We start from the raw sequence: 15,685 nt of genomic DNA on the forward strand, positions 1-15,685 counted from the left end.
CAGGCAAATTCTTTAAAATTTTCCCTAGCTAAGTCAGTTTTCCTAGCATCCTATCGGTAAAACGTGGAATTCTGTCTTGCAAGATACAGGTGAGTAGTGTGCAAACTAGGAAACCCTAGAATTCTAGAGTCTTACTCTCAAAATCCTCTTCTTTGAGAACCTTATCGATAACAGCTTGTACCTTTTTAGGCACTCCTCCAAGGAGATTTTGAGCGTGAACAATACGCATGCGAGTACGAGGCTTTCCTAATAACTCCATAGAGTCAAATAAGGGCAGTCCTTGCTTTTTCCCGGTAATTGCCACATAGAGCAAAGGTATAACTACCTTTTTATGATGCACTTGAAAAGCTTCTGAGAGCCATTTAGATCCTTGATAAAACTGATCTTTAACCCATAGATCGGCTTTTTCTAAGTATTTTACATAGCTATAAAGAAGAATCGCGGCTTTCTCTGCAGAAATCGCTGCAGGCAAGAGCTCTTCCTTTGTGTACTCAGGAAGAACAGAAAAGAAAAATCCTGTGAATCCTATAAACTCTGCTAGGGTTGTAATCCGAGATTGGCAGAGGGGAAGAATTTTCAAGAAAAACTCATCGTTGATCAACCAGTCTTTCAGCCTAGATAATAGATGTTCTGGGGATCCATCGTGAGTAAGGTAATGCTTATTCATCCAGTCCAGTTTGCGGGTATCGAAAACTGCGCCAGACTTTCCAATACGTTTAGGATCAAAATTCTCGATAAGTTTCTCCAAAGAATATACCTCTTCGTCTCCCTCCATACTATAGCCCATAAGGGTGAGGAAATTTACGAAGGCTTCTTTGACATAACCGGAGTCACGATAATAGAAAATAGAAGTTGGATTCTTTCTTTTAGAGAGTTTTGTCCCATCCGGATTAAGGAGCAGAGGCATGTGAAGAAATGTGGGAGCTTTCCAACCAAAAGCTTCGTAGAGCAGCAGGTGTTTAGGTGTAGAGCTCAACCATTCTTCTCCACGAAGAACGTGAGTAATACCCATAAGATGGTCGTCTACGACATTAGCGAAATGGTATGTTGGAAAACCGTCAGATTTGATCAATACCTGATCATCGACATCTGCCCAGGGGAAAACAACTCTACCCTTGCAGTAATCTTCGAGAACACATTCGCCAGTAAGAGGAACTTTTAACCGAATGGTATAGGGTTGCCCCTCTAGAGTACGTGCTTCTATCTCCTCCGGGGAAAGATAGCGGTATCTTCGATCGTATCCCCCGCGATACCCCAGAGTCGTGGCCACGGCTCGCATTTCCTCAAGTTCTTTGGGTGTAGCAAAGCACTTGTAAGCGTAATCCGTTTTTAACAGGAGCTCGGCATACTTTTTATAGATTTCGGTACGTTCTGACTGTCTGTAGGGACCGCAGGGGCCTCCTACATCGGGTCCTTCGTCCCACTGAATACCGCACCATTGAAGGGCGGAAAAAATATTCTTCTCGTAATCATCTCGGCTGCGTGTTCGATCCGTATCCTCGATTCTCAGGATCATCTTCCCTTTGAACCGTTTTGCAAAGATTTCGTTAAACAAAGCCATATAGGCTGTCCCTACATGGGGATCCCCTGTAGGCGACGGCGCGACTCTAACACGTACGTTTTCCCAAGCCATTCTTTTTTAATCCTAAGACGAAAGAGACTTGATACCTCGAACCTAGTTATTTCTTCAAGAGAAATCCTCTCTAAGAGTCTCCAAGCCACATTAGAAAAAAACCAAAAAAATAAAAACTCTGCACCTCTTATAAAGCTACAGAGTTTCTATGCAAGTTTACATACAGACCTAATCTATATGTATTCAAACAGAAAACAAAAATACGAGATCTTAGAAAGGCGAAAGAGGCAAAAACGGTAGCTAGGAGCGGAAGGAGGTAAGTATGAACTAATTGTTCTCAAACAAGAGGGTTCCAGAAGAAACAGTATCTTCTAGATTAGCTGTAGTAGATTCAACAACCTCAGTATCCTTCATTTTCTTTGCTGTTTGCTTGCTTAAATACTCTCTCTTATATCTTTCTATCTCTGATTGATTGACAACCCAAGCAGCGCCTTTGCGTTCTCCTCGCATAGTTCCTGTACGCGTAGCATAGTAAACTTTTTGCACCGGAATTCCTAAAATATCAGCCACTTGATTTACAGAATAGTATCCCTTTTCGTTATCAAAGAGCAGCTCTCCTTGATAAAGAGATTTCTTCCTCGAATAACGGTTACGTCTGTAGTCTTCCAAATCCTTAAGATCTATTTCCCATCGAGTTGTTTTAGAAGCCTTTAGTTTCTTTTGTTTGATCGCCACATAAATCGCTTGACGTGTCACATTGTGCAATTTTGCAGCTTGCGTGATAGAAACCATTTCGGTTCCCTCTTGTGCTTCCACTGGCTGTGCATCTTCTCTGTCGTCTAAATCGAAACAGCTTTCATGTTGTATGCATTCCATACGTTAGCAAACCTCCCCCCTCAACATATTCTAGAATTAAAACAACCTTAATAGTTAGTAGTTCTTCCTTAATTTTTAGAAATTTTTAAATAAGTATTTTCCTAAGAAAAGCTTTATTAATCAAGCTTTTTGTTAATACAAAGTTGATGTTTTTAGTTTAAATCTTAATAAAACTAAAACTCCCCATCATTTATTAATATTTCTTAACATTAAAAATGCAGACGAGAACAGTAAAACAAGTGCCTTCGAGCGTAAATCATTCTCCCCTAATGCTTTTAAGATTGGGAATGTTTTTAGGAAATGTTCATATTGAATCTTAATCTTCCTGATTCAACAGTCTTTACCTAGGCGTTTAGAAATACCTACCTATACCTCTCCGAACATGAAATAGACGGGCAAAAAACAGATTGTATTATCATAGCGTTCATTTTTCTCCGTTAAGCCGTCCATCTATTTAAATAATCTATTCAACTGTAATTAAAGTATTTTGAATCGTACTTTTATAGCCTCAGCCACTTTATACGAATAATTAATCACCTTAATTTTGAAAACAAATCTAAGGCAAAGACAACAGTGCCATAGAGGATCTTTTACGTAAAAGATTCTCTACCCAGGTAAATATACATGTTCGTTAGGTTAAAGTTGTTCCCCATTAACGGATGTTCCATTCGAGTCTCCCGTCTCAAAGTGATCCAAGATGTGTGCAACTATCTCTTGTACAGTTTCCTCTTGAAGAATTCCCTGGTGCACCAGGTTCTGCTCTCCTACCGGGATTTTCTTCCCAGGAAGATTAGAGGTATTAGAACTTAAAAACGGTGCCGCAAAACAATTATTCTTGCTGAATAAACCGTCTCCTATTAATCGTGAGTGGCCATCCACTCCGTGTATAAATAATTCTGGGCAAGTCAGGGAACGGCTTAATTTTTCCGAGTTTATCTCCCACCCCAACAATTTGATCGTTAGTTCACCTATTTTGCCCAACCACTGTGAGGCAACTGCTGAGACCGCCTTTGGTCCACGGTCTTTAATCACAAACCACCGTACGCCATCGCTACCATCTGTAATCTCTTCATTTAATCCCAACGCCTGTACGAGAGTTCCCAAAGAATATCCATAAGCAATAATTTGTTTTGCTTGCGGACCCTTAGGACAGTCTCGAAGATAACGCACACAAGCTTGGTAAGCTTTCCTTAGCGATTCGCGTGAGATAGGGCCTTTGCTATGCATAACCCCAGGATAGTTAAATACTAACACATTGGAGTCAGACTGCCTTGCAACATTGAGTATCCAATCATCACCGTGGCGAAGAATGGCCCTATTTTCAAAACATTCACTATTCCCTAGGGAAACGAGCATCCAGCGATCTTTTCTCGCTTTTGGGAATGTAATACTTAAAGTATCGATAAATAGATCATCACTTTGAATAGGCACTCGATTTACAGAGCTTGCATACCCCTCATCCACCCAATGTTTTATGCGAGCATGAAAAGCTTCTTGTAGCAATTTTCTAACAAAACACAACCGCCCTGAAACAGCTCCCCCGGCAGCTGGAAGCAATGCATTCTGACAAATTTTCCCCAAAACCCACAGTAACCCCAGGGGGATGAACAAAATTATTCGAATAATTAACTTAATTATGCTGTGGATAACATCAAGTAATTTGTACAACACCGGATAGCGAGTCCTTCTCTCATATGCCTGAAGAGCTGCTTTTGAGGAGAACATCAAAATTTCGGGGTGGGGTTTTAAGGTACACAATGAATTGCCTGTAACAGATGATTGAGTAACTGAAAACATATCTGCTGACGAGTATGGGTGTTAAAGGCGACCATTTTAAAAAAAAATATGGAATAAAACAAAGAAAATGTTTTTATTCGTCTATTTAAATTAAACTCTTCTTATTACTAAGAAAAAGTTCAAAATAAAATTCATGAAGAAATTCATTGTTAATCATTCTTCCATAAATAACCTGGGGGAGAATTGCTTAAAAAAACTTTTTACAACTGGTTTAAGTCCCCAGACTACTTAATCTTTTTTTGAGGAAGCGTACTGTACGAAAAGATAACTAATCTTGGATTATACCTAGGGTTTCTGTCGTTAGCCAAAATGTCGTGAGGAAATGAGCTCAGGAAAGCATCCAGGCGGCAATAAAACTGGGTGAATAATTTAAAACGAGCTCGTAGAAAAACTCAAGAAAAAAGCGTTAGGAAAATAATCATCAGGAATAATATTTTCACGCTCAAAGAATTAAAACTTTGCTACGGTATCTTTATCTAGTGGAAGAATACGGAAATCTCGCACCAACAAATGGATGACTCCTCCATTAGAAGATTTGGATAAACGTGGGGTATAGGCTAGTTCTAACGGTTTATTCCAATTAGCTTTTAGGGCATCTATCCGATCTCCCAATCCAAAAGCTATGCCCTCTAGATTCCTTTCTCCATGGTTAATATAGAGTTTAAGGTGGTTTCCTGGTAATAGCTTCGGATAGCGTACCTGACGCACTACAGTATAAAATATAGGTACAGGATTGCCCTTCCCAAAAGGCTCGAAAAGGTCTATAGAGGACAACAAATCATGATCTATCTCGTCAAATTCGGCTCGGGCATCTAGAGAGAGTGTGATAACAGCCTTGTCCTTTTTTAATGACGAATTGACAAGATGGATAAACTTCTTTCTAAAAGGTTCTATTTGGTCTTCATTAATGATAATTCCCGCGGCAAAGTCATGTCCACCGTAGGATACAAATAGCGAGGAGCATTTCTGTAATATCCCGAGAAGAGGGAAAGAACCTATGGTTCTTAATGATCCCTTACCCACCCCTCCCTGATTAGAAATAATAGCTACAGGCTTATTATAGGCCTTAGCTAGGCGTGCAGAAATAATCGGGATAACTCTAGAGTGCCATTCCTTAGACGACAATACAATAGCCGCTTGTTTCACAATACTGGGATTACTTTTTAGAATTTTTTGCACATCGTGAAAAACATCAGCTTCTATCTTTTGTCGTTCCTTATTTATTTTATCGAGATACTGAATGATATCATTAGCAACTTCTGGATCCTCTGTGAGCAATAATTCCACCCCCTTAGAAGCATCTGCAAGTCTTCCTAAGCTATTAAGCTTCGGAGCTATTTTTAAAACAATATCAGTAGAGGTAACTTCAGATGGTTTGACTCCCGAAAAAACGCATAACTTGTGTAGTCCTAATCGCGATCCTTTGGATATTTCTTTGATACCATGACGCACCATAGTGCGATTTTCTCCCAAAAGGGTTCCCACATCAGTTACAGTTCCCAAGGTGACTAAATCCAACAGGCGTTTTAGATCAACTTTTATTGAGGGATTCTTTTTCTCTAACGCATTAAGAACACCGCGAGCAAGCTTAAAAGCAACACCCACACCGGTTAACTCTTTATTCGGATAGGCGCGATCTTTTAACTTAGGATTTAACGTTGCTATGCAATGAGGAATTTTGCCCGTAGGCATGTGGTGGTCTGTAATAATTACATCTATGCCCTGTTTATTGATGTCGCTGACTTCTTTCCCCGCGGTAATACCACAATCTACTGTGATTAGGAGAGAAATCCCTTCTTCTTTCATCTTAGCAATTAATGAAGAGGGCTCCCCAGAATGCTTTAATAAGGCCCCTAAAAAGCAATAGCTGACTCTTACATCTATAGATTTTAAAAACTCTACAAGAAGAGCAACTCCTGATATTCCATCAACATCACTATCCCCATACACCATAATATGCTCATTGCGCTCTTTAGCAAGAAGCAAGCGCTCTATGGCTTTAGACATATCAAGTAGGAGTTCTGGATCGTGAAGGTTAGATAGATGCACGTAGAGAAAGTCACGGACTTCGTCTACAGTTTGAAATCCTCGAGAGACAAAGATTTGTGCAGCTATTGGATGCAGATGCAATTCCTTTATAATTACAGAAAGCAATATAGGATTCTGCTTGGGGTATACCCAGATGGGACTGGGTATGGAAGAATTAACTTTACTTGCCATAGATTTTCGCGCCGTAAACTCTTTAGAAATCTAGTTGTCTAAAGAGCATTTTCTCATCCTTCCGTACCCAAACGGCGATAACCTAAAGTTATAGCCGTTGTCTTTCCTCTTTACGAACCATAAATAGAAGAAGAGGCGGTGCTATGTATAGAGATGATAGTGTACCTAAGAGAATACCTATTGTCATGATGAAAGCAAAGTTAAAGATTGAGCCTCCACCGACAAACAGTAAAATCAACAAGACCGATAGTGTTGTTGCTGTGGTCATTACTGTTCTTCCCAAGGTTTTTTGTAGTGCATCGTTAATTAAAATCGGCATGGGTGTAAATAATTTTTCCTGACGATCTTCACGAATACGATCGAATATAATGAGAGTATTATTTAACGAATACCCTAAAACGGTCATCAAAGCTCCAACTGCTTGTAAATCAATTTGGATCTTTTTTAAGAAGAAATGCGTAGCGACTAATACAGCACAAGTAGCCACAAGATCATGAATCAATGCACAAATAGCACTGAATGCATAACGCCACTCAAAACGCAAGCTCACATAAAGCAAGATAATGAACAAGGCTCCCATCAAGGCTATGAAAGCTTGTTTACGCATTTTATTAGAGAACTGGCTGCTAACTTTAAACCAGAAATTTTGTGTATCTTTAAAGCTATCAGAAGATATATCTATCCCTGTATCGGAAAGTATACCCATAACTACAGATAAATGAGGATCAAAAGCCTCGGTTACTTTTATCTCTGGGGCCTGTACTCTTGCTAATGCATTCTGGCTAAAATAGATCTTGATCTTTTCAGAGGAATCAAAAGTGGTGATTTTAAAGTCTCTTGAAGATAAGCCCACTTGCTTGAATTTATCCCCTAATGTATGACGAAATTGCGTAACATCTACAGATTTCTGTTCAGCCATGTTTAGGGTAAGAGCATAACCTCCTTTAAAATCCATTCCCAAAACGGAATGCCAAGCTCCAAAACCTAGAGCAACACATCCTAAAGAAATAACGCTTCCGGATACCATCCAAAGTCTTTTACACTCTCTTAAGAAATCGTGCTTGATACCGATAAACTTGTTCATCATGTGCAGCTGAGTTTCTTGAGTTTTATTCATCCAAACCATGAAGAAAAACTTCGTCATGAATAGGGCAGTAAACATCGAAGAAAAAATCCCAATGATAAGAGTCAGAGCAAATCCTTTAATAGGTCCTGTATCTAAAATTAAAAGAAGAAGCGAAGCCAAGACCGTTGTAAGGTTAGAGTCGAAAATAGCGCCGAAAGCTTTTTTATACCCAGCTTCTACAGATTGCGAAAGGCTGCGAGATAATACATATTCCTCTCGGATTCTCTCGAAAACAAGCACGTTAGCGTCTACAGCCATGCCCATAGCAAGCACGATTCCTGCCAATCCTGTAAGGGTTAGCGGTGCATCAAGATATTGTAGAGCAGCCCAAATTAATAAAAGATTAAGGATAACAGCACCCGAGGCGATAACCCCGCCGAATTTATAATAGACGCTCATTAAAATGATCAAAACAGCCAAGCCTAGGAGTATAGAAATAATCCCTTGAGTCCGCTGTTGTTTCCCTAATTCGGGGGAGATAACTTCTTCGATTAAAACTTCGGGGACAAACGACATGGATCCCGATTTTAAATCAGTAGCCAAACGATTAACTTCACGATGAGAAAATTTCCCAGAAACGCTGGCGTGATCTTTTAATGGAGCATTTAATACTGGGTCACTGACTACATACCCATCAAGAACCACGGCCATTCTCCAGCCTCTTCCCGAGGAATATTGACTATTAGTCGTACCGTTTATCCCCTCTTGACAATAGGCAGCAGTCCATGCATGGAAACTCTCAGTAGGAGAGACGTTATGAGCTTTTTGAGCTATTGTAGAATCCTTTACTGAGAAATTTAAAATGTAACCTTCGCTTATAGCAAATTCTGGACGAATATTTTTTAAAGAAGCGCCATCTAAAGCATAGTTGCGAAAAACAATCATCAAAGGATTCGCTTTATCTTCTCTATCCTTTTTAATAGCAATCATTGAATACGTAGTATCCAAATGAGAAGAGGGAGCATCGCTGCCAACTTCTGGGAAAGCAAGACCTTCTTGTTGTAACTTGGTTATGGCATCTCTAACACTCGTAGGCAACCGAATTTCTTGATTATTAAAGATATAACTAGCCAACTTATTGATAGCTTCTGGAGACGTAGCTTCTTGACTTTGCGCTGTAAACCATAGGTAATCCAAAAATCTTTGAACTTCATATCGAAGAGCAGAGTAATAAGAAAACTTCTCATTGACTACGTGGAAAGTCATTTGTGAGGTGCCTAAAATTTCCTCAGACGAAATTTTCTCGGATCCGGGCACGCTTAAATATACATTATCCCCTTCTCTACGTATTTCAACTTCTGCAACACCTAATTTATTCAAACGAGCATAGAGTTCGTCGGAAACTTTAAGTATATCCTCTTTATCGGCAATGGGCTTTCCTTGATGGTCTTTGAAAGCTAAACGAATTTGTTTTCCGCCGATGAAATCAATCCCCAAGCGAAGAACACTATCTCCACGAGAGTACTTTCGTATATTTAGCTTGAGATTTTCTAAAAAAGCATTTCGATGTGGTACAGCAGCGCGTATACGAAGTTGTGGATCTATCGAACAACTGGATTGTCGGTATTGTTCATGCCAGCGGACCAACTCTTCTTGACGATGCTTTTCGATACAATTTAGGGTTTCTAAACGATCGCGAACATCGCGAACTTCAAGACTTGCGGTTTTCCCTTCACTATCAACAACAAAATTCTCTCCCCAAACATCGAAAAATCTCTGTAGAGGTTCTTTAATTTCTAAAACCTCATCGTCTCCGATGCTCCATGGGGTCACATCTGTGTGAGCAAAACAATTATATAAATTTTGTAAGTCCTGATCAAAAATTTTTGCTTCTTCTTCCGTCCCCTTCTCGTATTTGGCTGCGACAGAACGTAATCCTTTAAGAACGACGTAAACAGAACCTTGAGAAAAATGCGCGCAACTTTTCTCTGGAGAAAAAATAAAACATCCGAAGGAATCACTTTCTTTAGGTAGACGACAATATATGGGGAAATGTTCTCGAATAAGATCGCACGACTGTGCTGGAGGTCTATTTAAAGCTAATGTAGCTAGATGTTCGACAGTTCCCTGATAGATGCGCTGTCCATGCAAAACAATTTTTCCGCTCGTATCTTTATCACTTAGGTTAAAAGCAAATTCTTGTGAAGATTCTTGAGCCGACTTTTGCAGTCTATGAGCTAATCTTTGCTTTTCTCTACCTAACCAGGAATCAAAATCTAGTCGTTGTTCTGCAGACAACTCATCACGTTTAGCTAGCACACGAGGGTCAAGACGAAAGACTAGCTTTCTTTCCTTAGCGAAAAATTCTATGGAAGAGAAAAAAGGTGATACCGCACTACAATTCAAAGAGTTATCTACAAGACTCATGGTAGATTTTTTCCATCTTTGAACTCTTGCCTTCAAGTGTTGAAACTCGTCTCGCAAAACAGATTGCTGTTGCTCAGATAGAGTAGAATCAGAGGACAAATTTTCTAATCGTGTTAAAAACGCGGAATAATCTTTCTCAGAAGAGAAAAAATAATTAAGTAAAGCTGAGGTCTTGGATGCGGGAAAAATGTCCAAACCAGATGCTAGGTTGTTTGCTAATTGTACAACCTTCTCTATAGATGCCGTATTCCAAATTGATGTGTAGCCGCAAGAACATGCTCCAGAAGGAGCCAAGGTGATTAAAGCTGCAGCAGTATTTAAAATCTCTCTTCCAGATTCAGTATCTTCTCTGTTGTAAGAAACAAAAGAGAAATCTTTTTCAGTTAATGCTGTAGTTAACGATCCAGTAACTTGAACAACGTTTCCATCCTTCTTGTCGTACCCTAGAACATATAAACGCGAAGATTTTATAGGAACAGTAGGTTCGCCATAAACCATATTTTCAAGAAAGGTATACGCATCTGCTCTGTCTTTAAAATGTACATTCACCACACCGGGAATGCTGGGGTGTTGTGTAATGTGTCCTCTTAATTTCAAAGCAGACAGCACTGAAGAGACTCTGGGAATAATATCACTACGCGCTTCAGCAACTTGTTTTGTTAATCTACGAACAATTTGTTGCGCTTCTTTCTCATCGATTTTTTTATTTAATGGTCGAGAGTAGTAAAGACATGTGGGCAACACATAGTACAGAGCCAATCCAAAAACACAAATAATTATACTTAAATTACGCCCGAATCTCTGTTTCATTGTGTAGCTCTTTTAAATTAGCGAATATTTTGAATAGAAATACTAATGAACTAAAATAGCAATTGAAAATAAAATCGTCAAATGAAGACCGATTTAGGAATTTAAACAAGTAATTTATTTCAAAGCTGTCTCTATAATCCCAAGCCACATCTCTACGTCAGGATCATATCTTGTTTAATTGTGATTTGCATTTTATCAAAAATCTATCTTCCCCGAGGATTATCTCTGGGGAAGATCAAATCACGCGGCACCACGAAGAATCTGAAGGGACAAAGTCGGAGAAGGATAAACTTTCTCGACTTGAAAACATGACATTAGTATCCACTGATCTCAATGGAGCCACGCTGTCGGGATCAACAAGAACTATAGTGATAGGAAGCTTGGATTTATTTTCAGGAAGTACGGCTTCCATTGCCAAAGATTCCACAGCTTGTAGAAAAGCTGTTTTAGAAAGTATTTTTACAGCATGCAGCGCTTCGTCACTTAACCCTTTTACAACTCCTAAAGGAGAAACTAAAAGACAAATCCCTTCTTTATTTACAATGCGGGAAACAACAACTCTCTCGATAGAAGCCTTGAAAGCTTGAATATAGGCTTCTGTGTATATTGAAAGTAGGGAAACATCCATTGGCGATTTTTCTTGGCGCACTCCAGGAATATGTGTGTAAATGACTTCTTGAGGAACGGGCCCGTGGTCTCTATCCAGCCAAGGTGAGGATACCATTTTCTCTTGCCTACAACTTGTTTTTAAAGAATTTTTGACACACTCTTTCATAGCTGTAGGAAGTTGAAACACGTCTTGATACACTGTTTCCGTTTCTAATTGACCTCTTCTGATTGCATCTAAATCCAATTCCTGGATCAAAATTGTTCCGTTCTTTTTATCTGCTCTTTTTGCCAAAATTTTCCTTAAATTCTCTTTAGTCCCTTCACAGATAAAAATCTTTCTATTTACTTGATGACAGTACATCCCCGGAGATAGAAAACGCAGCCGCCTTAATAAAGAGAGGTACTCTTTCTCTGTTATGGAGGAGATGCTAGGTTTACGATAATGTAACTTTGGAATTTCTATACGCGTCCAGGCTTTGGCATATTGACAATACGCAACAATGCATAGCAGAATCCCAAGAATTAACAACCCAATGCAGGGGAGGAAAGTTTGACACATACTTGCAGCAAGCACACTACAGGAAAATGCTGCGGTCCCTAATAATGAAAGGAGCCCTGCAGTGATTTTTCTAGCTGCGTGCCGAGCAGTAGGAATGTAATGAACCCTGCCCTTTTCTTTCGTACACATAAATGCGGGTTTTGGGAGGTGCCCAAAACTCATTCGAGGCAATTTCATTTAAAAAACCTTATAAAATTGAAATATTTGTCTCGCGACTGAAAATAATGACCTTTAAATGCAATTAAGTATAACAAATCAAAGAAATAAAAAACTGCTAGGATCTTCCAAACAAAAAATTTTTATCAATTTTATATTTATACAATTGCGCAGATCTTTCATACGTACGCCTTAAGATGAAAGTCCTAGATTAAAATGGTAGAGGAAATCAAGGCATTGAATCCGACATCAATTTTAAGAAATATTTTTATAGTCGAGATAAAAAACACGGGCCTGTGCTATCTCTATCGAGTAAAAACTCAAAGACAATTCCCCTAGGACCAACAACCTCAAAATCACTCGTTAGAAGTCGTCCTTGAAATTTGTAAGGCTTTCCCCTTCTGGGAAGACGACATTGATTTAAGAATGTCAACTTGTCAAGATATGGTGTTTCTTCTACTATGCCTCTCGGGATTCCAATTTTTTAAATTGTTGTCAGGTTGTTTTGCATTTCGAGAAACCTACAAGGCTTTTTATCTACGATTTTAGCTTAAAAAGGGGTTTATCTGTTGTCTTTGAAACCAAGCCATAACTCACACTGCACAACTAACGATGTAAATATGTCTCTCACCTTAAAACAGGCGGATCAAGCTGATCCATCAACGCAGTCTCTACCGAGGCATGTAGCCATTATTATGGATGGCAATCGTCGTTGGTATCAGCGACATCAAATACTAAGATCTATCCAACATTCCTCAGGGCATCATTACGGAGCCAAAGCCCTGCCTGATATTATTGAATCTGCGTTTTCTTTAGGTATTGAGGTTCTCACTTTATTTGCTTTTTCTACAGAGAATTTTCTCAGGTCAACTGAAGAGGTTGAAGAACTTTTTTCTCTTTTCCATTCCCAACTGGATGAGCAGCTTCCCCATCTTATTGAAAATAAAATCCGTCTGCGCTGTATAGGGAACCTGCTAGCTTTACCTAAACACCTACAACAACAAATTGCTAAGATTACATCGCAAACTAAGGAATATTCGGGAAGAGAACTTGTTTTAGCAATTAATTATGGCGGGAAAGACGAACTTGTACGCGCGTTTAAGAAACTGCATCAAGATTTATCAGATCAAAAAATATCTTTAGACTCTGTTTCAGAGGGGTTGATCCGCTTGTATTTAGATACCTCAGAAATCCCTGATCCTGATTTATTAATTCGCACTGGTGGCGAAATGCGTGTCAGTAATTTTCTCTTGTGGCAAATAGCATATACAGAGCTATATGTAACTGATGTTTTATGGCCGGATTTTAAACCCGATCATCTTCTAGATGCTATTAAAGCTTACCAACACAGAGCGCGACGAGGAGGCAGGTAGCCATGTTGAAACTGAATAAGTTTAAAACTCCTTTCTATGGGGATCTTTTCCAACGAGTTGTTGTACATTCGTTGGTTCTTACATTCTTGGTACTTCTTCTTTACAGTTCCTTATTTCCTATAACATCTTTCGCTTTAGGATTTATCTCTGCTCTTTGTAGTGCCGTAGGAACCTATGAATATGGGACCATGGCCAAAGTTAAGATGCTGTACGCTTACCGTCTTTATAGTGCGATAGGATCTTTTATTTTTGTCTTAACCAGCTTTATTGCGATTCGTTGGCATCATGTTCTTCCAGAATTTATTTCAACAATCCCTTGGTGTTTCCTATTCGCTTGGGTAGTGATTAATGTCTTTAGATCGAGGAAAAAAACCTGCGGTCCTTTAGAGACTTCAGGAATCACTTTATTTTCCATGCTGTACGTGGGTATTCCCGTGCGTTTGTTTTTACAAATACTGTATGGGTTCATTCATACCAATGAGCCATTTTTAGGTGTGTGGTGGGCATGTTTTCTCATTGCCACAACAAAAGGAGCTGATATCTTCGGTTATTTCTTTGGAAAGGCGTTTGGTCAAAAGAAAATCACCCCTGTAATCAGCCCTCATAAAACTGTAGTTGGTTTTGTTTCAGGATGTTTAGGCGCTACATTGATTAGCGTAGCTTTCTATTTACAAATTCCCTCTAGGTTCTCTAGCTATATCACTATGCCAAGCATTTTAATTGTATTAGGATTGATTTTGGGAATTAGTGGATTTTTCGGCGACATCATTGAATCTATCTTCAAACGAGATGCGAAAATTAAAAATAGTAACCAACTAAAAGCTGTGGGAGGCACTTTAGATACTCTAGATTCTCTATTACTTTCTACTCCTATTGTATATATTATGCTTTTGATCACGCAAAAATCTATGTTTCTAAGATGATTATTACAATAGACGGCCCTTCAGGAACAGGGAAAAGCACGGTGGCAAAGGCGCTTGCACAGAGATTAAAATTTAATTATTGTAACACGGGGGCTATGTACCGCACCCTAGCCTACACGCACTTGCAAGAGCCTTGGAATTGTCTTTCTATTCAAGAACTCATAGACAATCCTCCTTTTTCCTTTTCATTTATTTCAGAACAACCCTTGGAAGCCTTTTTAGACGGGCATCGTTTATCTGAGGAATTAGGAACTCAAGAAGTAGCAAATGCTGCTTCGCGACTTTCTCAGCTTCCTGAGGTGCGCTCTTTTATGCATAAACTACAAAGAAAGTATGCAGAATTGGGCAACTGTGTTTTTGAGGGAAGAGACATGGGCTCTAAAGTGTTCCCCGATGCTGATGTAAAAATTTTTCTAACAGCAAGTGCTGAAGTAAGAGCTTTGCGAAGGCTGAAAGACTTACCCAAGGGCTCTCTATCGCAAGAAGCTTTACACGCTGAGCTTGTAAAGCGTGATGAAGCAGACAGCCGACGTATTCATGATCCTTTGGTCATTCCTGAAGGAGCTATTGTTTTAGATTCTTCAGATTTGACAATAAGCCAAGTTCTAGAGAAAATTTTAGCTTTAGTTTCCCCTGAAATGCCATGATATTTACAGTTTGTAAATTCCTTACTAGAGTCGTTTTTTCCTTACTCTATAGACATAAAGTTTATGGAGTGAAAAAGAATCTTGTTAAAGGAGCCGCTATCGTTGCTGCAAACCACAATTCCTACCTTGATCCTATAGCTTTACAGTTATCAGTTCGTGGTTGTATGCATCATCTTGCTCGCTCCACATTATTTAGCAATCGGTTCACAGGATGGTTACATAGACAATGGGGGTCGTATCCTGTCAAAAGGGGCGGGGGAAATTCTGCAGCATTTAAAGCTGCTTTTGAACTCTTTAAAAAGAAAAAAAAGCTGATCATTTATCCCGAAGGAGAACGCAGCCCTACAGGAGAGCTGCTTCCTGGGAAAATCGGCGTTGGGTTGATCGCCATTAAATCTCGAGTTCCTGTAGTGCCAGTTTATGTTGGAGGAACCTACGATATTTTCAATCGTTATCAAAAATTCCCTAAAATTTGGAAAACAGTCACATGTGTTTTTGGTACTCCATTAACTTTTGACGATTTGATTGGCAATGAGACATTAAGTTCTAAGGAGACCTATCAGATAGCGACCGACAGAATTATGAGCAAAATAGCGGAGCTAAAAACTTGGTATGAAAACGGCTGTATTGGAGAGGTACCTTAAATAGT

The 15,685-nt window shown here is 39.3% G+C and carries 10 protein-coding genes; 4 read left to right on the forward strand and 6 right to left on the reverse strand.

Features of this window, described 5'->3' with window-relative positions:
* Positions 1-115: 115 nt before the first annotated feature.
* From gltX to CF_RS04155, 6 genes are all read right to left on the reverse strand, one after another.
* The gene (gene gltX, locus CF_RS04130; protein ID WP_011458371.1) at positions 116-1,633 is read right to left on the reverse strand and encodes a glutamate--tRNA ligase; all 1,518 of its coding nucleotides are present in this window, start codon (positions 1,631-1,633) and stop codon (positions 116-118) included.
* A gap of 267 nt (positions 1,634-1,900) precedes the next feature.
* A complete protein-coding gene (locus tag CF_RS04135) occupies positions 1,901-2,449 on the reverse strand; it encodes a helix-turn-helix domain-containing protein (protein WP_011458372.1) in 549 nt (182 codons plus the stop codon).
* Positions 2,450-3,085: 636 nt separating this feature from the next.
* The gene (locus CF_RS04140; RefSeq protein WP_011458373.1) at positions 3,086-4,246 is read right to left on the reverse strand and encodes a CPn0927/CPn0928 family alpha/beta hydrolase fold protein; all 1,161 of its coding nucleotides are present in this window, start codon (positions 4,244-4,246) and stop codon (positions 3,086-3,088) included.
* A 450-nt stretch (positions 4,247-4,696) separates the two neighbouring features.
* A complete protein-coding gene (recJ, locus tag CF_RS04145; protein ID WP_011458374.1) occupies positions 4,697-6,466 on the reverse strand; it encodes a single-stranded-DNA-specific exonuclease RecJ in 1,770 nt (589 codons plus the stop codon).
* 88 nt (positions 6,467-6,554) lie between these two features.
* Positions 6,555-10,769, reverse strand: a complete 4,215-nt coding sequence (locus CF_RS04150) for a protein translocase subunit SecDF (protein ID WP_011458375.1) — start codon at positions 10,767-10,769, stop codon at positions 6,555-6,557.
* Positions 10,770-11,004: 235 nt separating this feature from the next.
* Complete coding sequence (locus CF_RS04155) at positions 11,005-12,114, reverse strand: hypothetical protein (RefSeq protein ID WP_011458377.1); 1,110 nt, start codon at positions 12,112-12,114, stop codon at positions 11,005-11,007.
* Between the two features lie 599 nt (positions 12,115-12,713).
* On the opposite strand from CF_RS04155, the gene CF_RS04160 reads away from it, so the two are divergent.
* Genes CF_RS04160 through CF_RS04175 form a run of 4 tightly spaced genes read left to right on the forward strand, consistent with a single transcriptional unit; the run spans position 12,714 to position 15,680 of the window.
* Complete coding sequence (locus tag CF_RS04160; protein WP_011458378.1) at positions 12,714-13,466, forward strand: isoprenyl transferase; 753 nt, start codon at positions 12,714-12,716, stop codon at positions 13,464-13,466.
* A gap of 2 nt (positions 13,467-13,468) precedes the next feature.
* On the forward strand, positions 13,469-14,389 hold the full coding sequence (locus CF_RS04165) for a CDP-archaeol synthase (protein WP_011458379.1): 921 nt from the start codon (positions 13,469-13,471) through the stop codon (positions 14,387-14,389).
* Positions 14,386-15,036: a (d)CMP kinase gene (gene cmk / locus CF_RS04170; RefSeq protein ID WP_011458380.1), complete on the forward strand. Its 651-nt coding sequence runs from the start codon at positions 14,386-14,388 to the stop codon at positions 15,034-15,036. Before CF_RS04165 ends, cmk begins: the two co-directional genes overlap by 4 nt.
* The gene (locus tag CF_RS04175; protein WP_011458381.1) at positions 15,033-15,680 is read left to right on the forward strand and encodes a lysophospholipid acyltransferase family protein; all 648 of its coding nucleotides are present in this window, start codon (positions 15,033-15,035) and stop codon (positions 15,678-15,680) included. The genes cmk and CF_RS04175 overlap by 4 nt, the downstream gene beginning before the upstream one ends.
* Positions 15,681-15,685 lie beyond the last annotated feature (5 nt).

The organism is Chlamydia felis Fe/C-56, assembly GCF_000009945.1.
Taxonomy (GTDB): Bacteria; Chlamydiota; Chlamydiia; order Chlamydiales; family Chlamydiaceae; genus Chlamydia; species Chlamydia felis.